Genomic DNA, 22,669 nt, shown 5'->3' with positions numbered 1-22,669 from the left:
CAGCCCTCAGTTCATTTGCAGGTTGAGGATCACCGCGTTCTGGATCAGCACGTTGGCGCCCGAGTTCTGGATCACGACTGGCAGCCCGCTCATGTTGGCGAAGGAGCCGGTTCCAATCGTGTTCGTTCCCGTGTTGACGTTGCGTGCCGAGTTGTCGGCGGTGGTTCCGTTGAGTTGCATGTCGTTGCTGACCTGCGCGCCACCCCGCAGGGTGTCGAGCGAGTCCTCGCTGACCGGATTGGCGAAAGCGCCAGTGCTGGATGCAACAGCCAGCGTTTCAGGTGGTGGCCCGCTGCCCGATTCCGCTGTCTGGGCGGCGACGGGCGCGATCCACAACGCTGCGATGGCCGTGCAAGTGCAGGCAAGTGCGTGCGTCGATTTCATGGGTATCCGTTTCATCAACGTTTGCTTCGTTGGGAGAAAACGCATCCACCGCACGGCCTGCCCATTCAGCAGGCCGCGCGGCGAATGCGGTTCGTTGCGCGCCGCAGTGCTTACGGACCACCCACCGTCAGGTTGGCCTGAACGTTCACGCTTTGCTGGATCAGCGATGCGAAACCGCTGTTCTGGTTGGCAAGCATGACGCCGGCAGCCGATTGGCCCACGCTGGTCATCGTGTTGGACATGTTGAACAAGCCAGCATCGACCGTGACCGTTCCGCCTGCGCCGCCCGTGCCGCCAGCACCTGCGCCACCCGTTCCACCGTTTCCGGTGTTGGTTCCGCCGGCGCCTGCGCCACCCGCGCCGCCAGTGCCGCTACCACCCGCACCGCCTGCGCCCGTGGTGTTGCTGCCGTTGGAGGCGCCGCCGTTCGTGGCGCTGCCATTGGTCGCCGTGCCGCCCGCGCCGCCGGTTCCTGCAGCGGCCGTGTGGGTTCCGCCTGCGCCGCCCGTCGCCGTGCCGCCAGCTCCGCCTGTGCCGCCTGCGCCACCCGTGCCGCCCGCGCCACCCGCCGCACCGGCTCCGCCGGTGTTGCTTCCACCTGCGCCGCCAGCCGCACCAGCGCCAGCGGTGTTGGTTCCGCCTGCGCCACCCGTGCCGCCTGCGCCCGCGGTGTTCGTGCCGCCCGCGCCGCCTGTGCCACCTGCGCCGCCGGTGTTGGTTCCACCCGCGCCGCCCGTGCCGCCGGTGCCCGTCGTGTTGGTGCCGCCTGTGCCGCCTGCGCCGCGTCCGTTGGCATTGCCGGTGTCGCCGCTGCCGCCGCCCGTGCCGCCACGTGCGAAGCCGGCTGAGCCGCCGCCGCCGGTACGTCCGGCGTTCGCATTGCCGGTATCGCCGCCGCCGCCGGTGCGTCCGGCATTGGCATTGCCGGTATCGCCGCCGCTGCCACCACGGGAACCGTCAGCACCGCTGGCCTTGCCGCCATTTCCGCCATCGCCGCCGCCTGCTGCTGCTGCTGCCAGACCACCCTTTGCGCCATTGGCCGTTGCCCTGGCACCGTCGGCGCTGCCATTGGAATTGCCACCCGACCCGCGGCCGCCGTCACCAGCCGTCGCGCTACCGTTCCTGGCGCTGCCATTGGTCGCGTCGCCGTTGGAGGCTCCGCCACTTTCGGCGCCGACCGCACCGTTGCCCTGGCCACCCGCTGCGCCATTGCCCGTGCCTGAAGCGGAGCCGCCCTTGCCGACGCCGCCCGTACCGCCATAGCCCTTGCCGCCGGCTGCCGAGCCGTTGTTGGTGGCCGTGTTGCCGATGTAGGAGATGTTGTTGCCTGTCACCGTGCCATCGAGCTTGCTGATCGCTGAAACCTTGGTGCTATTGAACGCGTTGCTGAAAGTGGCAGTCGATGAGTTGTTGACCGCTGCGGACTTGTCTCCATCAGCCGATGCGGAGCCGGAGTCCTTGTTCGTGCTGCTGTCTGCCTTCGAGTGCGTGCTCGAATCCGTATTCGTCACCGTCTTCGTGCGCGTGCTCGAGTCTGTTGCCGTGTTCGTGCCACCGTCGCCGCTTTCCTGGTCACCAGTGGCGGCATACGCCGCGCCAGCAAACCCGAACGCCAACGCGATTGCCGAAGCTAGTAGTGTCTTTTTCATGAAGTCTCCAGGTTGGTTGAATGAACAGGAACAAGCCATCGACTTGCAATGACGCAAATCGACGGACGCCCTCTGCAACTTCGGGGCCAGCATGTAGTACTTGTGTGTTCATTCACTTCGTCACAGAGGAGAACTGCACCCCGGGAAAATGAAAGGCTTCACACACGGGAGATGCGTCGGAGGTTTCGGGGTGTGCGACAAGCGCTCCTTCTGTCACATCACCTTGACGCGCATTTTTTTGATAGCCGCGTCACCAGAGGGGACAGCCATGCAGCGCGCGGCAACACCTCCCTTCATGTCCTGCTTGTGACTGTCACTTGCGCGTGACAGCGACATGGTCGATCCAGGGGCTTCGCTCGCACTCCCGGACAACGAGACGCAAGCCCCGCCTGCATTCGCACCCTTGCCGGGCACCAAAAATCGAAGTGCCACAGTCGTGTGACACCGGACCGCCAACCCAAAAGTGTTTACCTTTGTTTGCAATTTGCACTCGCCACTCTTTGTAAGAAAGGATTACCCTGCCGCTCCAGGTTCCTCGAATCAGAAGCGTCAGTCGGAGACAAGAGGGAGACAATGCGGACACCTCACAGCGGCAAGTTGCGCGTCTCGATCGTGTGCTGCGCACTGGCGTGCGCGACCATGACTGCCCAGACGCAGACCACCCGTACGCCAGCGGCGAACGGGGGCGGCACGGCGCGTCGTGTCGATGCGCTGCAACAGCAACTCGACGCCCAGGCCAAGCAGATCGAAATGCTCAGCAAGCAGCTTGCCGAGCAGGACGCGCGCTACAAGGAACTCCAGGAAAACCTCGCCAAGCAACAGGAAGCCATCAAACAGGCGGCGCCGTTGCGCGCGCCCGGATCGACCGAAGTCGAAACGGCCAAGGCCGGCGCAGCGGGTGCCGCAGGTGCCGCAGCCGGCGCCAAGGCAGGAAGCGCCACGGCGGCAAGCGCCGGTGTCAACCCGCCGACCAATGGGAACGGACACGGCAAGAACGGGAACGGCAACGGCGAAAGGCCTGTGCAGGTTGGCGTGGCGCCGCGCAAGGAAGAGCAGGCCCCGCCCATCGCCCAACTCTTCGACGAGCCGAGTGTGCTGACGCCCAAGGGCCGCTTCGTGATCGAGCCGTCGTTCCAGTATGGCTATTCGTCGAACGACCGTGTGGCGCTGGTGGGCTACACAGTGATTCCAGCCATCCTGATCGGCCTGATCGACGTTCGCGAAGTCAAGCGCAACACCCTGATTCCCACGATCACGGGCCGCTGGGGCGTGACGAGCAAGCTGGAGCTCGAGGCCAAGGTTCCCTATGTGATCCGTGACGACGAAACGGTGAGCCGGGAGATCTTCACCGGTGCATCCGTCGACAACGTCTTCCAGACCAAGGGCAACGGCATCGGTGACATCGAATTCGCGGCGCGCTATCAATTGGCCAGTGCCAAGGACAACTGGCCCTACATGGTGGGTGGCTTGCGCTTCAAGTCGCGCACCGGCAAGGACCCGTTCGAGGTGGTGACCGACTGCGTCAACCGCTGCCTGGGCAACACGACCGGCACCGGCCTGCCGCTGGACGCGGCGACCGGCTCGGGCTTCTATTCACTGCAGCCGAGCCTGACGTGGCTCTTTCCCTCTGACCCGGCGGTGTTCTTTGGCGGCATCAACTACACCTACAACTTTGCGCGTAGCGACGTGACCCGCAAGGTGCTCAACGACCAGACCGAGTCGCTGGGCAAGATCAAGCCAGGCGACGTGTGGGGCCTGAACTTCGGCATGGGCCTGTCGGTCAACGAGCGGTCCTCCTTCAGTCTGGGCGTCGAGCTTTATTCGGTGGGCCCCACGCAGCAGAACGGCCAGACCGTGCGAGGCTCGGTGCGTACGCAGCTGGCTTCATTGCTGCTGGGCTATTCCCTGCGCGTCAGCGAAAAGACAGTGGTCAACGTCTCAGTGGGCGCTGGCCTGACGCGCGACACCCCCGACCTCACCTTGACCGTCAGAGTGCCCGTGTCGTTCTGACGGCACCGGCAAACCTGCGCGCATGACATCGCAAAACATTCTTTGCCTGACGCTCGATGGCGACGCCGGCGCAGCGGCCGCGCAACTGGTTGCGCACGGCTGGGGCGTGACGCACGCGCAGACCGTGACCGCCGCCAGCCGCATGCTGGCGCACGGCAGCTTTCACGTCGGCCTGCTGATCGTCGGTGCGACCCTGACCGTGTCGGCCGCGAGCATCGAAGCGCTCGTGTCCGGTTCCAGCGCGACCGAGTGGGTGGCCATCTGCGAGCCGCAGGCGCTGGAGTCCGCCGATTTCCGAAGCCTCGTGCTCGATTGCTTCTTCGACGAGCAGGTGCTGCCGGTCGATTGGCAAAGCCTTTCGGTGATGCTGGAGCACGCCTGCCAGCGCGCGATGTTGCGCCAGCGCCATCGCACCGATGTACGTTCCTTCGACGCGTTGGGCATGGTGGGGCAGGGTGCCGACATCGCGCGGCTGCGCGCGGAAATCCGCAAGGTGGCATCGACCGAGGCGCCGGTGCTGGTGGGCGGCGAGAGCGGCAGCGGCAAGGAACTGGCGGCCCGCGCCATCCATCAATGCTCGCAGCGCGCGTCGGGTCCGTTCGTGGTGGTGAACTGCGGCGCCATTGCGCCCTCGCTCATCCATTCGGAATTGTTCGGCCATGAGCGCGGCGCCTTTACCGGGGCGTCGTCAGAGCGGCGCGGGCTGATCGAGGTGGCCAATGGCGGCACGCTGTTTCTCGATGAGATCGGCGACCTGCCGCTGGACTTGCAGACCAATCTGCTGCGCTTCCTGCAGGAGAAGACCATCATCCGCGTCGGCGCCGTGCGCAACATGAAAGTCGATGTGCGCGTGGTGGCGGCCTCCCATGTGGACCTGGTGGAAGCGGTGGCGGTGGGGCGCTTCCGCGAAGACCTGTTCTATCGCCTGAATGTGCTGTCGATCGACGTGTTGCCGCTGCGCAGGCGCATGGAAGACGTGCCGGTGCTGGCGGAACATTTCTTCCAGCGCTGCGCCGCCATGAGCCGCACGCGGGCGCGCGGCTTCAGCCGGCAATCCATGGAAGCCATGCAGGCGCACACTTGGCCTGGCAATGTGCGCGAGCTGTACAACCGCGTGCAGCGCGCCGTCGTCATGACAGACCGCCGCCTGATCGCGCCCACCGATCTCGGGCTGTCGATGGCCGACAGCGCGATGGGTGTGGCGCTGAACACGGCGCGCACGACGGCGGAACGTGACGTCATCTGCCTCACGCTCAACCGCGTGGGCCGCAACATCACCCACGCTGCGCGGGAACTGGGCGTGTCGCGCATGACGCTCTACCGGCTCATGGACAAGCACAGCATCGCGCTGGAAACGGAGCCGCGTCACCCCTCGCCGGGGTGGAGCGCCGCGGCCACGCCGCTGCGGATGGCGCCTTCGAGCGTGGCCGGGTACGGACCGTCGACGTAGTCGCCGCACGCGGCCAGGCCGGCCGCGATCGACGAAGGCGGGCGCCGCAGGCCGGGCGTGCAGGCAAAGGTGGCGCGCTTTTCAACGACGGTTTGCAAGGGCTGAAGCGCATGCTCGCCCAGTTGGGCAGCCGCCTGCGCGATCACCTGTTGCTGCAGGGCTTCCCGCGGGGTTTCATTGGCGCTGACCACGAATGCGAGGAGGCCGGCGGGGCCGCCCAGTTGCGCGCGGTCGAACACGAATTGCGCCGGCGCACCGGGGCCGGATCGCAGCGCCACCATCGGCGCGGCAAGCCTTCGCCGGGCGCCGGTGACATAGGTCGTGGCGATGGCTTCGTAGCGCAGGGCTTCGGTCGATGCGAGCCAGTTGCCGGCATCGACGCCGGTAGCGCGGACCAAGCGAGCCGCATCCCATGGCGCGCAGGCCAGGACGACGCGGTCGAATGCTTCGCCGTTGACCTGCCACGCGCCGGCGTGCGATTCGATGGTGTTGACGCGCGTACCGATGTGCAGGCTGGCGCCACGTTGCGCGAGCCATTGCGTTGCCGCATCCGGCAGCAGCGCGCCGAGGTCCACGCGCGGCAGCAGCAGGTCCGCACCGCCGCGCTCGGCGAACAGGGCGTCGTGCATCACGCGCAGGAAGACTTGCCCACTGGATTGGCGCACGGACGTGTTCAACGCCGAAACGCACAGCGGCTCGATCAGCTCGGCCATGATCCGCGGGGTGAGCGTGGCGCACAGGTCGGCGACCGACACGGACGGTGCGCAACGGAAACCGGCGAGGCGCCAGCGGGTCGCGGTGCCCAGGAGCGAGGCCTTGTCGCGCCAGGTCCAGCCGCGCGCCGTCAGGATGCCCGCCACCAGATCGAGCGGTGCCGGCAGGCGGGGCAGGGCGAGGCCGCCGCCATCCGCAAAGCGCATGCACAGCGGCGTTCTCAGCAGGGCCTGGCTGGGGTCCACGCCGACTTCCCGCATCAGCGCCAGGGTGGCGCTGTAGGCGCCGATGAGGATGTGCTGGCCGTTGTCCAGTGCCAGCCCCGGCGCGTGGTGGTCTTCGATGCGCCTTGCGCGGCCGCCGGCCATGCGCGCCGCTTCAAAAAGGCTCACCTGCTGCCCGGCGCGCGTCGCGTGCACGGCGCACGCCAGTCCGGCCCAGCCGGCGCCGACGATGGCGAGCTTCATGTGCAGCGCATCGGCGGCCGGCCGCGCATCACAACCTGCCCAGCGCTTGCACGCGCCAAGCCAGCCACAGCTTGCGCAGGGGCGTGAGGCTCACGCGCTGGTTCAGCACCTGGAAGTTGTCGCCTTCGATCTCGCGCAACAGCGTGCGGTAGATGCTGGCCATCATGAGTCCGGGCTTTTGCGCACGGCGCTCGGATGCCGGCAGCAGCGCCAGCGCCTCGTCGTACACCCGGTGCGCGCGCTCGGCCTGGAAGCGCATGAGCGCCACGAAGCGGTCCGAATGCACGCGGTTGAGAATCTCGTGCGCCTTCACGTCGAACTGCTGCAGTTCGTTCACCGGCAGGTAGATGCGACCGCGCAGGGCGTCTTCGCCCACGTCGCGGATCACGTTGGTCAGTTGCAGCGCCAGACCCAGCTTGTGGGCGTATTCGGTGGTCTGCGCCTCGCCTTGGCCAAAGATGCGCGCAGCCACTTCGCCCACGATGCCGGCCACCAGATGGCAGTAGCGGCGCAGCGCGGGAAAGTCGAGGTAGCGCGTCTGGTCCAGGTCCATCTGGCAGCCGTCGATGATCTCCTGCAACTGCCGCTCCACGATGTTGTAGGTGGCGGTGTGCGGCATCAGCGCCTGCATCACGGGGTGGTGCGGCTGGCCGGCGAAGGCCTGCGCCACTTCGCTGCGCCACCAGGCCAGCTTGGTGGCGGCAACGCCGGGATCGCTTACTTCGTCCACCACGTCGTCGACCTCGCGGCAGAAGGCGTAGAAGGCCGTGATCGCTGCGCGGCGCGGCTTGGGAAGAAAAAGGAAGGCGTAGTAAAAGCTGCTGCCTGAAGCCGCGGCCTTGTCTTGTACGTATTGTTCTGGGGTCATCGGAAGGACGGTTTCAAGGCAAGGATTGTCTCCGCATCCACATCGCCTTCCACGCCAGCGTGCCGGCATCGAGGGCCTTGACGGTCGGCCGGCGCGAGAAGCTGTCGAAACCTTGCGCTTCGATCTTGTCGAGGATGCGCAGGCCGCCCTGCACGACGAGCCGCAGCTCCCAGCCTGCGCGGCCGGGCAGCGTGTGCACGAGTTGCGCGCCGCTCATCATCAGCGTGCGGGCCCATTTCACTTCGTCGGCGACGAGCGCGATGGCCGCTTGCGGCGGACGAGCCGTGCCCAGCGGGCGGAACTGCTCGAACTGTTCCGGAGACAGGCCATGCGCGGCGCAGTCGGCATGCGGCAGGTAATAGCGGCCACGCGGCAGGTCGACGCTCAGGTCTTGCCAGAAGTTGATGAGTTGCAGCGCGGTGCAGATGGCGTCGCTTTGCGCGACGGAGCGTTCGTCATCCACTTCATACAGGTGAAGCATGAGGCGGCCCACCGGATTGGCCGAGCGCGAGCAGTAGTCGAGCAGATCGTCCCGATCGGCGTAGCCGGTGCCGTCGCGCGTCTTCTCGATGTCCTGCATGAAGGCGGAGAGCAGGTCGGCGAGCAAGGACTCGGGCAAGGCAAAGCGCGCCATCTGCCGGGCGAGCGGCTCGAAGACGCCGGGCCACACGGACGACGTGGGCTGACCGCGTGCGGCCAGCTTCAGGTCGGCGCGAAAGGCGCGAAGTTGCTTCAACCGCTGCTTGGGGCTCGCGTCGCCTTCGTCGGCGATGTCGTCGGCTGTGCGGGCAAAGGCATAGATGGCCGCAATCGGCGGGCGAAGGTGCGGCGGGCAGAGCCAGGAGGCGACCGGAAAGTTTTCGTAATGCCGTCCCGCGGTCTGGGATTCGGGGGGCGGAGCGATGGTGGGGGATGGGGCTGGCACGCGGCCAATTGTCGGGCACGCGCATTGGCGGGCTGAATCACCGTGATCTTGTTGACACGGATTCGCGTTTACCCTAGATTACTAACCGAGCGGTCATTAATGACCTTTTCGCCAATTCCAGGGTTTCCCCATGACTGTGTCGATCGCCTCATCCTCCGGTTTGCTTCGCGGCACCGCCCTCGTACTTTTGTTGGTCGGCGCCCTGACGGGCTGCAAGCAGGCGCCGCCCGCCGAGGAGCCTGTGCGCTCCGTCAAGATCGTGACCGTCGGGGTGGGCTCGTACGGCACGGCGCTGGAGTTTTCCGGCGAGGTGCGTGCCCGGACCGAGACCCGTCTCGGGTTCCGGGTCGCCGGCAAGATCACGCGGCGACAGGCGGAAGTCGGCCAGCATGTGAAGCCCGGCGACGTGCTGGCGCAGCTCGACCCCAAGGACTACCAGCTCGCTGCCGACGCGGCACGCGCGCAATCCACCGCCGCCCTGACCAACCGCGACCTGGCCGCTGCGGATCTCAAGCGCTATCGCGCGCTGTTGGCGCAGAACTTCATCAGCGGCGCCGAAGTCGAGCGCCGCGAAGCCACCTTCAAGGCGGCGCAGGCGCAGCTGGAGCAGGCGCAGGCACAGGTGTCGTCGCAGGGCAACCAGGCGCGCTACACGACGCTGGTGGCCGACGTGGCGGGCATCGTCACGGCCATCGAGGCCGAACCGGGCCAGGTCGTCGCCGCCGGCACGCCGGTCGTGCGCATCGCCAACGACGGTGCGCGGGACGTCGTGTTCTCGGTGCCCGAAGATCGCGCGGCGCAGATCAAGACCGGCTCGGCTGTCACGGTGCGTGCCTGGACGGCGGGTGCGCCCGACATCCAGGGCACGGTACGCGAGGTCGGTGCCAGCGCCGATGCCGTGACGCGTACCTTCACCATCAAGGTCGCCATCGACGCAGCCAACGCGCCACCGCTGGGCGCAACGGTGTATGCACGGCCACAGGCGCTCTCACACGTCGGTGCGCAAGTGGTCAAGTTGCCGACCAGCGCGCTGCGCCAGGAAGGGCAGGGAAGCGCCGTCTGGGTGCTCGACAAGAACACCATGACCGTGCGGTCGCAGCCGGTGCAAGTGGCCACCGCCGACGGCAACGATGCAGTGATTTCCGGCGGCGTGACGCCCGGCATGTTGGTGGTCTCGGCAGGCGTCCACGTGCTCTCGCCCGGGCAGAAGGTGACGATCTATCAGGACAAGCCACGGCCGGCTTCGGGCATCAACACCCCTGCCGTCACCAACGCGCCCGGGACGGCAGCCGCCGCCACGCCGGGTGCGGCGCCTGCAACCTCCACCGCCGCGCGCTGAGGACGCCGCCATGACGTCCCAGACCGACACGGCCGGCGCATCCGAAAAGCGCGGGTTCAATCTGTCCCGATGGGCGCTCGAGCACGAGCCGCTCACGCGCTACCTGATGGTGGTGTTGATGCTGCTGGGCTTCGCGGCCTATTTCCAGCTCGGGCAGGACGAAGACCCGCCCTTTACCTTCCGCGCGATGGTCGTGCGCACCTACTGGCCCGGCGCCACGGCGCAGCAAGTGGCCGAGCAGGTCACCGACAAGATCGAACGCGCGCTGCAGGAGGCGCCCTACGCGGACAAGATACGCAGCTACTCCAAGCCCGGCGAGTCGCAGATCATCTTCCAGATCAAGGACAACTCGCGCCCGAGCGAGGTGGCGAACGTCTGGTACACCGTGCGCAAGAAGATCGGCGACATACGCCAGACCTTGCCCGCCAACGTCCAGGGTCCCTTTTTCAACGACGACTTCGGCGACGTGTACGGCGTGATCTATGCGCTGGAAAGCGATGGCTTCTCGAGCGCCGAACTCAAGGTGTTTGCCGACGACGTGCGCCAGCAGTTGCTGCGCGTGAAGGACGTGGCCAAGGTCGACCAGTTCGGCGTGCAGGACGAGAAGGTGTTCATCGAGGTCTCGCAAAAGCGCCTGGCGCAATTGGGGCTGGACTTCAACGCCGTGCTGGCGCAACTGGGCCAGCAGAATGCGGTCGAAAGCGCTGGCACCATCCAGTCGCCTGCGGACATCGTGCAGGTTCGCGTCGGGGGGCAGTTCACCGATGTCGACCAGTTGCGCGCCATGCCGATCCGCGGCAGTTCGGGCAACCAGCTTCGCCTGAGCGACATCGCCGACGTGCACCGCGGCTATGTCGATCCGCCGGCGGTCAAGGTGCGCCACCAGGGCCGCGAAGTCGTGGCGCTCGGCGTCTCGATGGCCAAGGGCGGCGACATCATCACGCTGGGCAAGTCGCTGCGCAGGGCGACAGCCGACATCGAAAAGCGATTGCCGCTCGGCGTGCACCTGGCGCAGGTGCAGGACCAGCCGGTGTCGGTGTCGAACTCGGTCAATGAGTTCGTCGGCGTGCTGATCGAGGCCGTCGCCATCGTGCTGGCCGTGAGCTTCATTGCGCTGGGCCTGCACAAGGGCGGCCGCTTCGGGTGGTACGTGGACATTCGCCCGGGCCTGGTCGTGGCGATCACGATTCCGCTGGTGCTGGCCGTGACCTTTCTGGCGATGAACTACTTCGACATCGGCCTGCACAAGATCTCGCTGGGCTCGCTCATCATCGCGCTCGGCCTGCTGGTGGACGACGCCATCATTGCGGTGGAGATGATGGTGCGCAAGATGGAAGAGGGCTACGACAAGGTCCGCGCCGCCACCTTCGCCTACGACGTGACGGCCAAGCCCATGCTCACCGGCACGCTGATCACCGCCGCGGGGTTCCTTCCGATCGGCCTGGCCAAGTCGCTGACCGGCGAGTACACCTACGCGATCTTCGCGGTGACGGTGATCGCGCTGGTGCTGTCGTGGATCGTGTCGGTGTACTTCGTGCCCTACCTCGGCACGCTGCTGCTCAAGGTCAAGCCGCACGACCCGGATGCGCCGCCGCACGAGTTGTTCAACACACCCTTCTACAACGCCTTTCGCGCCACGGTGAACTGGTGCGTGGCGCACCGGTGGATCACCATCGGGGCGACGGTGCTGATCTTCGCGCTCGGCATCCTGGGCATGGGCAAGGTGCAGCAGCAGTTCTTCCCGGACTCCAGCCGGCCGGAAATCATGGTGGACGTCTGGTCGCCGGAAGGCACGTCATTTGCCGCGAATGAAGAAGTGGCCAAGCGGGTGGAAAAGCGCTTCCTTGAGATCGATGGCGTCAAGACGGTGAGCACGTGGGTGGGTTCGGGTGTGCCGCGTTTCTACCTGCCGCTGGACCAGGTTTTCCCGCAGACGAACGTCTCCCAGTTCATCGTGCTGGCCAAGGACCTGAAGCAGCGCGAGCGCTTGCGGATTCTCTTCCCCGCATTGCTGGCCGAAGAGTTTCCCGAGGTGCGCGGGCGGGTCAAGTTGCTGCCCAATGGGCCTCCCGTGCCGTACCCGGTGCAGTTCCGCGTCATCGGCACCGACCCCGCGCAGCTGCGCGCCCGCGCCGACGAGGTCAAGGCCGCCATGCGCGAGAACCCCAACATGCGCGGGGTGAACGACAACTGGAACGAGTCCGTCAAGGTCATCAAGCTGGAGGTCGACCAGGCCAAGGCGCGTGCGCTCGGTGTCAGCAGCCAGGCGATCGCACAGGCCTCGCGCACCATGTTCAGCGGCACGACCGTCGGCCAGTACCGCGAGAACGACAAGCTCATCGACATCGTGCTGCGCCAGTCGCCCGAAGAGCGCAGCGAGATCTCGGACATCGGCAACGCCTACCTGCCGACGGCGTCGGGCCGCTCGATTCCGCTGTCGCAGATCGCCAAGCCGGTCTTCACCTGGGAGCCGGGCGTGATGTGGCGCGAGAACCGCGACTACGCGATCACCGTGCAGGGAGACATCGTCGAAGGCCTGCAAGGCGCGACCGTCACCGCGCAACTATTGCCAGACCTGCGCAAGATCGAGGCGAAGTGGCAGGCCGAAGGCGGCAGCGCCTACCGCATCGAGGTGGCCGGCGCGGTGGAGGAAAGCAGCAAGGGCTCGTCGTCCATCGTGGCGGGCGTGCCGATCATGCTGTTCATCATCTTCACGCTGCTGATGCTGCAGTTGCACAGCTTCAGCCGTTCGCTGCTGGTGTTCATCACCGGTCCTCTGGGCATCGCGGGCGTGGCGGGGGCTTTGCTGGTGCTGAACCGGCCCTTCGGCTTCGTCGCGCTGCTCGGCGTGATTGCGCTCATGGGCATGATCCAGCGCAACTCCGTGATCCTGATCGACCAGATCGAATCCGACCGCGCCGCCGGCGTGCCGGCGTGGGACGCGATCGTCGAGTCGGCGGTGCGGCGCCTTCGGCCCATCGTGCTGACGGCGGCTGCCGCCGTGCTGGCGATGATCCCGTTGTCACGCAGCGTTTTCTGGGGGCCGATGGCGGTGGCGATCATGGGCGGCCTCATCGTGGCCACCGTGCTCACGCTGCTGGCCTTGCCGGCGATGTACGCCGCCTGGTTCCGCGTCAAGCGTGAACCGGCAGCGTCTCGAATTGCGGCGTGAAAAAAGTGCCCCGGAAGCCGATTAAAATACTGGGTTGACCAATTTCAGCGAGCGGCTCTTTGAGGCGCCCGCACCTGAATTCTGTAACTGGCGCGGGTGGCGAAATTGGTAGACGCACCAGGTTTAGGTCCTGACGTTCGCAAGAACGTGCCGGTTCGAGTCCGGCCCCGCGCACCAGCACTACAGATCCCCTCATAAGGAAACCCAAATGACCGTGAACGTTGAAACCCTCGAGAAGCTCGAACGCAAGATCACGCTGACGCTGCCTGTCGGCGCCATCAAGACCGAAGTTGATTCGCGCCTGAGGAAGCTGGCCCGCACCGTGAAGATGGACGGTTTCCGTCCCGGCAAGGTGCCAATGAACGTCGTGGCCCAGCGCTACGGCTATTCCGTTCACTACGAGGTCATGAACGACAAGGTCGGCGAGGCCTTCTCGCAAGCCGCCAACGAGGCCAAGCTTCGCGTGGCCGGCCAGCCCCGCATCACCGAGAAAGAAGAAGCCCCCGAAGGTGAAGTGGCTTTCGACGCGGTGTTCGAAGTGTTCCCCGACGTCAAGATCAATGACCTGTCGGGTGCCGAAATCGACAAGCTCAGCGCCGACGTCACCGAAGAAGCCATCGACAAGACAGTCGACATCCTGCGCAAGCAGCGCCGCACCTTCGCCCAGCGCCCGCAAGACGCCGCCGTGGCCGACAACGACCGCGTCACGGTCGACTTCGAAGGCAAGATCGATGGCGAAACCTTCCAGGGCGGCAAGGCCGAAGACTTCCAGTTCATCGTCGGCGAAGGCCAGATGCTCAAGGAATTCGAAGACGCCGTGCGCGGCCTGAAGTCCGGCGACAGCCGCACCTTCCCGCTGTCGTTCCCGGCCGACTACCACGGCAAGGACGTGGCCGGCAAGCAAGCCGACTTCATGGTCACCGTGAAGAAGATCGAAGCCTCGAACCTGCCCGAAGTCAACGAACAGCTCGCCAAGTCGCTCGGCATTGCCGACGCCACGGTGGAAGGCCTGCGCGCCGACATCAAGAAGAACCTCGAGCGTGAAGTCAAGTTCCGCCTGCTGGCGCGCAACAAGACGGCCGTCATGGACGCGCTGGTCGCCAACGCCGAACTCGACCTGCCCAAGTCCAGCGTGCAAAGCGAAGTCGACCGCATGGTCGAAGGCGCCCGCGCCGAACTCAAGCAGCGCGGTATCAAGGACGCCGACAAGGCCCCGATCCCCGACGAAGTGTTCCGTCCCCAAGCCGAGCGCCGCGTGCGCCTGGGCCTGGTGGTGGCCGAACTGGTTCGCGCCAACAACCTGCAAGCCAAGCCGGAGCAGATCAAGGCCCACATCGACGAGCTGGCTGCCAGCTACGAGAAGCCGCAAGACGTGGTTCGCTGGTACTTCAGCGACAACCGCCGCCTGGCGGAAGTTGAATCGGTCGTCATCGAGAACAACGTCACCGATTTCGTGCTGAGCAAGGCCAAGGTCAACGACAAGGCTGTCTCGTTCGACGAACTGATGGCACAGCAACAAGGCTGATCGCCTGAACGTTGGGCCTGTCCCTCGTAAAGTGTGGGGCTTGTGCTTTCGCGCACGAGCCCCATTTCGTTTGGGTACAGTACAAGTCCCCTCTGGAGAGTAAACATGAGCGCACAGGAAATCACAGGACTCGGCATGGTGCCGATGGTCATCGAGCAGTCCGGCCGCGGCGAGCGGTCCTACGACATCTATTCGCGCCTGCTGAAAGAGCGCGTGATCTTTCTGGTTGGCGAGGTCAATGACCAGACTGCGAATCTGGTTGTCGCCCAGTTGCTGTTCCTCGAGAGCGAGAATCCGGACAAGGACATCTCGTTCTACATCAACTCGCCGGGCGGCAGCGTGAGCGCCGGCATGGCGATCTACGACACGATGCAATTCATCAAGCCGGATGTTTCCACGCTGTGCATCGGCTTTGCGGCCAGCATGGGCGCGTTCCTGCTGGCGGCCGGCGAAAAGGGCAAGCGCTTCTCGCTGCCCAATTCGAAGATCATGATCCACCAGGTGCTGGGCGGCGCACGCGGCCAGGCCACTGACATCGAGATCCACGCCCGCGACATCCTGAAGACGCGCGAGCAGATGAACCGCATCCTGTCGGAACGCACGGGCCAGCCGCTGGAAAAGATTGCAAGGGACACCGAACGCGACTATTTCCTGACCGCCGACGAAGCCCGAGACTACGGCCTGGTTGACAACGTCATCTCCAAGCGCGGATAAAGGCGCTGCGGCGCCCGAGCAACAGGCGGCGTTTTCCACACGGAGAACGCCGTTTTTGTTTCGCTATCATTGATATACCCCAGTTACGAGGCACCTGCCCATGGCCGAGAAAAAAGGCTCCTCCAGCGAAAAAACGCTTTACTGCTCGTTCTGCGGCAAGAGTCAGCACGAGGTAAAGAAGCTGATCGCCGGGCCCTCGGTTTTCATCTGCGATGAATGCATCGACCTGTGCAACGAAATCATTCGTGACGAGCTGCCCGCAGGTGATGAAAACCGGGACACCAAGGGCGACCTGCCCACCCCCTCGGAAATCAAGGCCAATCTCGACAATTACGTGATTGGCCAGGAGCCCGCCAAGCGCATGCTGTCGGTCGCCGTGTACAACCACTACAAACGGTTGAAGCACAAGGAAAAGTCCAAGGGCGACGACGTCGAGCTCAGCAAGAGCAATATTTTGCTGATCGGCCCCACCGGTTCGGGCAAGACGCTTTTGGCGCAAACGCTGGCGCGTCAGCTCGACGTGCCATTCGTCATGGCCGACGCCACGACGCTGACCGAAGCCGGCTATGTCGGCGAAGACGTCGAGAACATCATCCAGAAGCTGCTGCAAAGCTGCAACTATGAAGTCGAACGTGCCCAGCGCGGCATCGTTTACATCGACGAAATCGACAAGATCTCGCGCAAGTCGGACAACCCGTCCATCACGCGCGACGTGTCGGGCGAGGGCGTGCAGCAGGCGCTGCTCAAGCTCATCGAAGGCACCATGGCCAGTGTGCCGCCGCAAGGCGGGCGCAAGCACCCGAACCAGGACTTCCTGCAGATCGACACGACCAACATCCTGTTCATCTGCGGTGGCGCTTTCGCTGGCCTTGAAAAGGTCATCGAGAACCGCACCGAAGCGTCGGGCATCGGTTTTGGCGCCTCGGTGCGCAGCAAGAAGCAACGCAGCCTCACGGACGTGTTCCGCGAAGTCGAACCGGAAGACCTCATCAAGTTCGGCCTCATCCCCGAACTGGTGGGCCGTATGCCGGTCGTCGCTTCGTTGGCCGAACTCAGCGAAGACGCGCTGGTGCAGATCCTGACCGAGCCGAAGAACGCCGTCGTCAAGCAGTTCGTCAAGCTGCTGCAAATGGAAGGCGTCGATCTCGAGATCCGCCCCGCGGCGCTCAAGGCGATTGCCCGCAAGGCGCTGGCTCGCAAGACTGGCGCGCGCGGCTTGCGCTCGATTCTTGAACAGTCCCTGATCGACACCATGTTCGAATTGCCCAACGCAACGAACGTCGACAAGGTCGTCGTCGACGAATCCACGATCGACGAAAGCAAGCCGCCGCTTCTCGTCTATCGAGAGGCAGCCAAGAAGGCCTAGTGCCCCGAAACAGCCAATTCACGAGTGCCTGCCGCGCCACCGACGCGCAGGGCGGCGTTGCAAATGCTCGCAATAGCTTTGGCTATTGCTGTGCTTTGCGCCTTGCCCCGCACGCCGCCGGCATCGGCCTTCACTCGCGAATCGGCTGTTCCGGGCCACCCGTGCCACCTCGAATTCACGCTCCCGGCCACGCGCAAATAGCGCGTTTCCCGATTGGCTTGCCGCGCGGACTTGAATTCCGCGCGGATCCGACCATCTTTGTCTGATTCACATCTGAAGGATCTCCATGTCCGGCCATATCCCCATGCCATCTGACCCGATCGACCTGCCGCTGCTTCCGCTGCGGGACGTCGTCGTGTTCCCCCACATGGTCATCCCGCTGTTCGTGGGACGACCCAAGAGCATCAAGGCGCTGGAACTGGCGATGGAGGCTGAGCGCCGCATCATGCTGGTCGCCCAGAAGGCGGCTGCCAAGGACGAGCCCTCCGTCGACGACATGTTCGAAGTCGGTTGCGTCTCGACCATCCTCCAAATGCTCAAGCTGCCCGACGGCACCGTAAAGGTGTTGGTCGAAGGCCAGCAGCGCGCACGCGTGCGCCGCATCGACGACCACGAAACGCACTTCACCGCCAACGTCACGCCGGCTGTCGTGGCCGAAGGGCTGGCGCAAAAGGGCACCGAGGTCGAGGCCCTGCGCCGCGCGGTGATGCAGCAGTTCGACCAGTACGTCAAGCTGAACAAGAAGATCCCGCCCGAGATCCTGACGTCGATCTCCAGCATCGACGATCCGGGTCGCCTGGCCGACACCATTGCTGCCCACCTCCCGCTCAAGCTCGACAACAAGCAGGCCGTGCTCGACCTGGACGACATCAAGGCGCGCCTTGAAAACCTGTTCGGCCAGTTGGAGCGCGAGGTCGACATCCTCAACGTCGACAAGAAGATCCGCGGCCGCGTCAAGCGCCAAATGGAAAAGAACCAGCGCGACTTCTATCTGAACGAGCAGGTCAAGGCCATCCAGAAGGAGCTGGGCGAAGGCGAAGACGGCGCCGACATCGAGGAGATCGAAAAGAAGATCAAGCTCGCCAAGATGCCGAAGGAAGCGCTCAAGAAGGCCGAGAGCGAACTCAAGAAGCTCAAGCTGATGTCGCCCATGTCGGCCGAAGCCACGGTGGTGCGCAACTACATCGACGTGCTCATCGGCCTGCCGTGGAGCAAGAAGACCAAGATCAAGCACGACCTCACGCACGCGGAAGAGGTGCTCAACGAAGACCACTACGGCCTGGACAAGGTCAAGGACCGCATCCTTGAATACCTTGCCGTGCAACAGCGCGTGGACAAGGTGAAGGCGCCGATCCTGTGCCTGGTCGGCCCTCCGGGCGTCGGCAAGACCTCGCTCGGCCAATCGGTGGCCAAGGCGACCGGCCGCAAGTACGTTCGCATGGCGCTGGGTGGCATGCGCGACGAAGCGGAAATCCGCGGCCATCGCCGCACCTACATCGGCGCACTGCCGGGCAAGGTGCTGCAGAGCCTGAACAAGGTCGGCACGCGCAATCCGCTGTTCCTGCTCGACGAAATCGACAAGCTCGGCACGGACTTCCGTGGCGACCCGTCGAGCGCCTTGCTGGAAGTGCTGGACCCGGAACAGAACCACACCTTCGGCGACCACTACGTCGAGGTCGACTTCGACCTGAGCGACGTGATGTTTGTCGCGACGTCGAACTCGATGAACATCCCGCCGGCACTGCTGGACCGGATGGAAGTCATTCGCCTGTCGGGCTACACCGAGGACGAAAAGACGCACATCGCGCTGAAGTACCTGCTGCCCAAACAGTTGAAGAACAACGGCGTGAAAGAGGGCGAGTTGCTCGTCACCGAAGAAGCGGTGCGCGACATCGTGCGCTACTACACCCGTGAAGCGGGCGTGCGTTCGCTCGAGCGCGAGTTGTCGAAGATCTGCCGCAAGGTGGTCAAGGGCATCCAGCTCAAGAAGATGGAAGCCTTGGTCACCGTCAACGGCGACAACCTCAACGACTTCCTGGGCGTGCGCAAGTACACCTTCGGCCGTGCGGAACAGCAAAACCAGGTCGGCCAGGTGGTCGGTCTGGCATGGACGGAAGTGGGCGGCGACCTGCTCACCATCGAAGCCGTGACCATGCCCGGCAAGGGCGTCATCAGCCGCACGGGTTCGCTGGGCGACGTGATGAAGGAATCGGTGGAAGCTGCCCGCACGGTGGTGCGCAGCCGCTCACGCCGCTTGGGCATCAAGGACGAGATGTTCGAGAAGCGTGACATCCACATCCACGTGCCCGACGGGGCCACGCCCAAGGACGGCCCGAGCGCGGGCGCCGCGATGACGACGGCCTTCGTGTCGGCGCTGACCGGCATCCCGGTGCGCAGCGATGTCGCCATGACCGGCGAGATCACCTTGCGCGGCGAGGTCACGGCCATCGGCGGCCTGAAGGAAAAGCTGCTGGCTGCCTTGCGCGGCGGCATCAAGACCGTGCTGATCCCCGAAGAGAACGCGAAGGACTTGCAGGAGATCCCCGAGAACGTGAAGAACGGCCTCGAGATCATTCCGGTCAAGTGGATCGACAAGGTGCTGGAGATCGCACTCGAGAAGGAGCCCGTGCCCTTGTCTGATGAAGAAGTCGCGGCTTCGGCAGCGGCCGTGGCCGAGTTGGCCAAGAAGCGCGAAGGCCAAGCCGCTGAGGGATCGGTCAAGCATTGAAGATTTTTGTGCGAGCTTGCGGAGGCCCAAAAAAATGGGCTATAATTCGAAGCTCGAAACGCGGGAATAGCTCAGTTGGTAGAGCGCAACCTTGCCAAGGTTGAGGTCGAGAGTTCGAGACTCTTTTCCCGCTCCAAATTTCGAAAAGCCACCTTCGGGTGGCTTTTTCTTTGGGCCATCCATTTCGCCCCTTCCTCGCGTTTGCCCCTGTTGGCCGCTCTCGTCGACGCCGTTAGTATTCATTAGTTGTAAAAGTCAACTTATGAAAACTACATCCGCATCGAGGCCCCGCAAGGCGCAACACGCTCCGCTCAAACTCAAGCAGGATTACGTGACGTTCACGCTGGACGTCATCAACGAGCGGTTCAAGGTGGGGGCGTCGAGCCTCTACGAGCGCGAGTGCGGCGTGACCTTGCGCGAAGTGCGCCTGCTTCGCTTCATCGGCAGCGAGCCGGGCCTTACGTTGAGCCGGCTGATCGAGCAGGCTTACCTGGAAAAGACACTCGCTTCGAAGGCGGTCACGGCGCTGGTGCGCCGCGGACTGGTCGTACGCTCGATCGGCACGGAAGACGCGCGCCAGATCAACCTGCACCTCACCGACGAGGGCGTGGACATCGTGCTCAAGGCGGAACCCCTGGGTCGATTCGCCGAAACCACCTTCCGTTCGGCACTGACGGCCGAGGAACGCGAGTCGCTCGACCGTTGCCTGCAAAAGCTGGCGGATTTTGGCGAGGAGTTCGAGGTCAGGATCGGTCGGCATCTGCAGCGCACGAAGGCGCGGCAGGAGGCCTGAAGGCTTGGCGCCCGGAGCTTCGTTGTCGGTGGCGCGTTGCAACGGATTGGGCTCGATTGGCCCGCCCGGAGGCGGCGCCCGGTTCCGCGATTTCAACGCCGCCTTCCTGTACAATGTTGCCTGATTCGTAGAAACGAAGACCGAGGGAGTTTCTTCTCCGGTGTTTGGACTGTGGAAGCCTTGGCTTCCTTTTTTTTGCGAGCTCAAACCAGCATGGCGCGTTAGCAAATCGGTTATGCAACGGATTGCAAATCCGTCTAGTCCAGTTCGACTCTGGAACGCGCCTCCACCAAATTTCCACAGCCCCACAACCAACGTTGGCGGGGCTGTTTTGTTTTCAGGTATCTTCGACAACAGCCCCGGCGCCCGGATGGTGAAATTGGTAGACACATGGGACTTAAAATCCCCCGGCCTTGCGGCCGTGCCGGTTCGATTCCGGTTCCGGGCACCACAAACATGACAAGGGAGCAAGACATGTCTCGCTACAACGCTCCATTCGAAATTCACGTGCACGGCGACGTGCCCTTGCGTTCCGACGTGACCTTTGCGCAGATCCAGGAGGCGCTCAAGCCCCTGTGGACCTACGCCGGTGCCAAATCGCTCGCCGACGGCGCTGGCAGCGCCTATGAGGAAGAGCCCGGAATCCGCTTCGAGCAAAAAGATCACATGCTCCAGATGTGCTGGACCGTCGCCGGCGACGAGGACTTCCGCCAGGCGCTCGACGAAATGTGCATGGGCGTCAACGAGCTCGCCGAGCAGGGCGCCGCCATCGAAGTCACCTTCTACGACACCGATTTCGACGAGGAAGAGGGCGACCCCAACGAGGAGTCGCGCGACGACTTCCTGATGCTTTTCGTCGGGCCCAACCCCGCCGCGATCATGCAGGTCCAGCGCGATCTGCTCGTGGAAGACGTGGTGAACCTCATGGAACGCCACTTCGAGGGCGCCGAACTCGGTGGTGTGGTCGCGGAAATCGACAAGCTTTTCGGCGACCGCTTCGACGCGCTGGTGAATTCGCTGGAAATCGGCCGTCGCCCGCGCGGTGGCGGCGCGGGTGGCCCGGGCGCGGGCGGCCATGGCGGCGGACGCCGGCCGCGCCATCTGCACTAGCGTCAACGCCAGAGCGTTCCTTCCCGATGGCGCGGCGTACCGTCACGCCGCTCCGCTATGCTCGCGACGTCTTCCTTTGAGGTAACGATCGTTGGCACTCTTTCCCCAATCTGCCCTTCGGCCCGGCGTGCGCAAGCGCGAGGTGTTCGGCTGGGCCATGTACGACTTCGCCAATTCGGGCTACACCACGGTGATCATCACCGCGGTTTTTGCGGCCTACTTCGTGGGCGGTATCGCGGGTGGCGCACCGTGGGCCACCTTCGCGTGGACGCTGGCGCTGAGCATTTCCTACGCCATCGTCATGCTGACGATGCCCGCCATCGGCGCATGGGCCGACCTGCATGCGGCCAAGAAGCGTGTGCTCATCCTGGTCACGGCCGGCTGCGTGGCGGGAACGGCGGCGCTCGCCCTGACGCCGCGATTCAGTGGCATGGAAGGTGTGGTGATCGCCATGCTGCTGATCGTGCTTTCCAACACCTTCTATTCGTACGGCGAGTCGCTCACGGGCGCCTTCCTGCCCGAACTGGCAACCGCCGAAGGCATGGGCAAGGTCAGTGGCTGGGGGTGGGGCTTCGGCTACATCGGCGGGATGCTGGCGCTGGGCCTGAGCCTGGCCTACGTGCTGTGGGCGCAGTCGCAGGGGCGACCGGCATCGCATTTCGTGCCGGTCACGATGCTGATCACGGCGACGCTCTATGGTGCCGCCGCGTGCGTCACCTTTGTGCTGCTGCCCGAGCGGGCGCAGCCGCAGTTGTCGCCGCAGCGGCAGAGCGCGTGGCGGCAGTTGCTCAATACCTTCAGGCAGGCGCGTGCCTATCGCGACTTCATGTGGCTGCTGGCCTGCACGGTCTGCTACCAGGGTGGCGTTGCCGTTGCCATCACGCTGGCGGCGGTCTACGCCGAGCAGGTGATCGGCTTTGCGCAGCACGAGACGATGGTGTTGATCTTCGTGCTCAACATTGCGGCTGCGCTGGGCGCTTTCAGCTTCGGCTATGTGCAGGATCGCGTGGGCCATTTGCGATCGCTGGCCGTGACCCTGGTGGCATGGATCGTGGTGTGCGTGGTGGCTGGATCGGTGACCACCAAGGGCGGCTTCTGGGTCGCGGCCACCATCGCCGGGCTGGCCATGGGGTCGAGCCAGTCGGCCGGCCGGGCCATGGCTGGCATCCTTGCGCCGCCCAAGCAACTGGCGGAATTCTTCGGCCTCTGGAGCTTCTCCACGCGGCTGGCGAGCATCGTGGGGCCGCTGAGCTACGGGGTCATCACGTGGGCGACGGGCGGCAACCAGCGTGTCGCCATCCTCGCCACTTCGGGTCTTTTCGTGGCGGGAATTGCACTGCTGCTGCCCATCGACATGCGGCGGGGCCGGGCGGCCGCGCTGGCAGCGGCCTGAACCTGTGGTCCGGCCGGGCAGCGGTACCGGCGGCCGCCTGAACCAGACCCCCGGCGTGCGAC

17 protein-coding genes and 4 tRNA genes are annotated in these 22,669 nt (G+C 64.8%); 16 read left to right on the top strand and 5 right to left on the bottom strand.

Going from position 1 to position 22,669, the window contains the following annotated elements; all coding sequences use genetic code 11:
• Window positions 1–6: 6 nt before the first annotated feature.
• Both QTI66_RS10480 and QTI66_RS10475 read right to left on the bottom strand, forming a co-directional pair.
• Window positions 7–384 carry a hypothetical protein gene (locus QTI66_RS10480; RefSeq protein ID WP_286559445.1) on the bottom strand — a complete coding sequence of 126 codons (378 nt, stop codon included), beginning with the start codon at window positions 382–384 and terminating at the stop codon, window positions 7–9.
• Window positions 385–494: 110 nt separating this feature from the next.
• Window positions 495–1,718, bottom strand: a complete 1,224-nt coding sequence (locus QTI66_RS10475; protein WP_353506190.1) for a hypothetical protein — start codon at window positions 1,716–1,718, stop codon at window positions 495–497.
• On the opposite strand from QTI66_RS10475, the gene QTI66_RS39560 reads away from it, so the two are divergent.
• From QTI66_RS39560 to QTI66_RS10465, 3 genes are all read left to right on the top strand, one after another.
• Window positions 1,708–2,085: a hypothetical protein gene (locus QTI66_RS39560; RefSeq protein WP_353506189.1), complete on the top strand. Its 378-nt coding sequence runs from the start codon at window positions 1,708–1,710 to the stop codon at window positions 2,083–2,085. The genes QTI66_RS10475 and QTI66_RS39560 overlap by 11 nt on opposite strands.
• A 587-nt stretch (window positions 2,086–2,672) precedes the next feature.
• A complete protein-coding gene (locus QTI66_RS10470; protein ID WP_286559443.1) occupies window positions 2,673–4,043 on the top strand; it encodes a DUF4200 domain-containing protein in 1,371 nt (456 codons plus the stop codon).
• A 22-nt stretch (window positions 4,044–4,065) separates the two neighbouring features.
• Complete coding sequence (locus tag QTI66_RS10465) at window positions 4,066–5,493, top strand: sigma-54 dependent transcriptional regulator (RefSeq protein ID WP_286559442.1); 1,428 nt, start codon at window positions 4,066–4,068, stop codon at window positions 5,491–5,493.
• On the opposite strand, the gene hpnE is transcribed toward QTI66_RS10465, so the two are convergent.
• The 3 genes from hpnE to hpnC are packed head-to-tail and all read right to left on the bottom strand — an operon-like array spanning window position 5,409 to window position 8,467.
• Entirely contained in the window at window positions 5,409–6,674 is a 1,266-nt protein-coding gene (gene hpnE / locus QTI66_RS10460; RefSeq protein WP_286559441.1) for a hydroxysqualene dehydroxylase HpnE, read from the bottom strand. The genes QTI66_RS10465 and hpnE overlap by 85 nt on opposite strands.
• A 28-nt stretch (window positions 6,675–6,702) precedes the next feature.
• Window positions 6,703–7,542 carry a presqualene diphosphate synthase HpnD gene (gene hpnD / locus QTI66_RS10455; RefSeq protein WP_286559440.1) on the bottom strand — a complete coding sequence of 280 codons (840 nt, stop codon included), beginning with the start codon at window positions 7,540–7,542 and terminating at the stop codon, window positions 6,703–6,705.
• A 13-nt stretch (window positions 7,543–7,555) separates the two neighbouring features.
• A complete protein-coding gene (hpnC, locus tag QTI66_RS10450) occupies window positions 7,556–8,467 on the bottom strand; it encodes a squalene synthase HpnC (protein WP_286559439.1) in 912 nt (303 codons plus the stop codon).
• A 130-nt stretch (window positions 8,468–8,597) separates the two neighbouring features.
• Between hpnC and QTI66_RS10445 the strand changes: the two genes are divergently transcribed.
• The 13 genes from QTI66_RS10445 to QTI66_RS10385 all read left to right on the top strand — a co-directional run bounded on the left by QTI66_RS10445 (window position 8,598) and on the right by QTI66_RS10385 (window position 22,607).
• The gene (locus QTI66_RS10445) at window positions 8,598–9,806 is read left to right on the top strand and encodes an efflux RND transporter periplasmic adaptor subunit (protein WP_286559438.1); all 1,209 of its coding nucleotides are present in this window, start codon (window positions 8,598–8,600) and stop codon (window positions 9,804–9,806) included.
• Window positions 9,807–9,816: 10 nt separating this feature from the next.
• Complete coding sequence (locus QTI66_RS10440; RefSeq protein WP_286559437.1) at window positions 9,817–12,978, top strand: efflux RND transporter permease subunit; 3,162 nt, start codon at window positions 9,817–9,819, stop codon at window positions 12,976–12,978.
• A 90-nt stretch (window positions 12,979–13,068) separates the two neighbouring features.
• A tRNA-Leu gene (locus QTI66_RS10435) sits at window positions 13,069–13,155 on the top strand.
• A gap of 31 nt (window positions 13,156–13,186) precedes the next feature.
• Window positions 13,187–14,503, top strand: a complete 1,317-nt coding sequence (gene tig, locus QTI66_RS10430; RefSeq protein ID WP_286559436.1) for a trigger factor — start codon at window positions 13,187–13,189, stop codon at window positions 14,501–14,503.
• Window positions 14,504–14,608: 105 nt separating this feature from the next.
• On the top strand, window positions 14,609–15,217 hold the full coding sequence (clpP, locus tag QTI66_RS10425) for an ATP-dependent Clp endopeptidase proteolytic subunit ClpP (RefSeq protein ID WP_286559435.1): 609 nt from the start codon (window positions 14,609–14,611) through the stop codon (window positions 15,215–15,217).
• A gap of 100 nt (window positions 15,218–15,317) precedes the next feature.
• Entirely contained in the window at window positions 15,318–16,583 is a 1,266-nt protein-coding gene (gene clpX / locus QTI66_RS10420) for an ATP-dependent Clp protease ATP-binding subunit ClpX (RefSeq protein ID WP_286559434.1), read from the top strand.
• A gap of 286 nt (window positions 16,584–16,869) precedes the next feature.
• Window positions 16,870–19,311 carry an endopeptidase La gene (gene lon, locus QTI66_RS10415; protein ID WP_286559433.1) on the top strand — a complete coding sequence of 814 codons (2,442 nt, stop codon included), beginning with the start codon at window positions 16,870–16,872 and terminating at the stop codon, window positions 19,309–19,311.
• 60 nt (window positions 19,312–19,371) lie between these two features.
• A tRNA-Gly gene (locus QTI66_RS10410) sits at window positions 19,372–19,447 on the top strand.
• Between the two features lie 126 nt (window positions 19,448–19,573).
• On the top strand, window positions 19,574–20,104 hold the full coding sequence (locus QTI66_RS10405) for a MarR family winged helix-turn-helix transcriptional regulator (protein ID WP_286559432.1): 531 nt from the start codon (window positions 19,574–19,576) through the stop codon (window positions 20,102–20,104).
• A gap of 215 nt (window positions 20,105–20,319) precedes the next feature.
• Window positions 20,320–20,393 (top strand) — tRNA-Cys (locus tag QTI66_RS10400).
• Window positions 20,394–20,468: 75 nt separating this feature from the next.
• Window positions 20,469–20,555 (top strand) — tRNA-Leu (locus QTI66_RS10395).
• Between the two features lie 23 nt (window positions 20,556–20,578).
• Window positions 20,579–21,214 (top strand): DUF6806 family protein, encoded by a 636-nt coding sequence (locus tag QTI66_RS10390; RefSeq protein WP_286559431.1) that lies wholly within the window; start codon window positions 20,579–20,581, stop codon window positions 21,212–21,214.
• A gap of 91 nt (window positions 21,215–21,305) precedes the next feature.
• Window positions 21,306–22,607, top strand: coding sequence for an MFS transporter (locus QTI66_RS10385; protein ID WP_286559430.1), 1,302 nt, complete (start codon window positions 21,306–21,308; stop codon window positions 22,605–22,607).
• Window positions 22,608–22,669 lie beyond the last annotated feature (62 nt).

Origin of the sequence: Variovorax brevis (genome assembly GCF_030317105.1) — a bacterium.
In the GTDB taxonomy this organism is placed as follows: Bacteria; Pseudomonadota; Gammaproteobacteria; order Burkholderiales; family Burkholderiaceae_C; genus Variovorax; species Variovorax brevis.
The sequence above is the reverse complement of the archived record's forward strand: the minus strand, read 5'-3'. Positions and strand labels throughout refer to the sequence as shown.

Coding starts and splice junctions, on each gene's coding strand:
- clpX (WP_286559434.1), top strand. CDS start 15,318: ATGGCCGAGAAAAAAGGCTCCTCCAGCGAAAAAACGCTTTACTGCTCG.
- hpnD (WP_286559440.1), bottom strand. CDS start 7,542: ATGACCCCAGAACAATACGTACAAGACAAGGCCGCGGCTTCAGGCAGC.
- QTI66_RS10465 (WP_286559442.1), top strand. CDS start 4,066: ATGACATCGCAAAACATTCTTTGCCTGACGCTCGATGGCGACGCCGGC.
- QTI66_RS10390 (WP_286559431.1), top strand. CDS start 20,579: ATGTCTCGCTACAACGCTCCATTCGAAATTCACGTGCACGGCGACGTG.
- QTI66_RS10440 (WP_286559437.1), top strand. CDS start 9,817: ATGACGTCCCAGACCGACACGGCCGGCGCATCCGAAAAGCGCGGGTTC.
- lon (WP_286559433.1), top strand. CDS start 16,870: ATGTCCGGCCATATCCCCATGCCATCTGACCCGATCGACCTGCCGCTG.
- tig (WP_286559436.1), top strand. CDS start 13,187: ATGACCGTGAACGTTGAAACCCTCGAGAAGCTCGAACGCAAGATCACG.
- clpP (WP_286559435.1), top strand. CDS start 14,609: ATGAGCGCACAGGAAATCACAGGACTCGGCATGGTGCCGATGGTCATC.
- QTI66_RS10445 (WP_286559438.1), top strand. CDS start 8,598: ATGACTGTGTCGATCGCCTCATCCTCCGGTTTGCTTCGCGGCACCGCC.
- QTI66_RS10470 (WP_286559443.1), top strand. CDS start 2,673: ATGACTGCCCAGACGCAGACCACCCGTACGCCAGCGGCGAACGGGGGC.
- QTI66_RS10405 (WP_286559432.1), top strand. CDS start 19,574: ATGAAAACTACATCCGCATCGAGGCCCCGCAAGGCGCAACACGCTCCG.
- hpnE (WP_286559441.1), bottom strand. CDS start 6,674: ATGAAGCTCGCCATCGTCGGCGCCGGCTGGGCCGGACTGGCGTGCGCC.
- QTI66_RS10480 (WP_286559445.1), bottom strand. CDS start 384: ATGAAATCGACGCACGCACTTGCCTGCACTTGCACGGCCATCGCAGCG.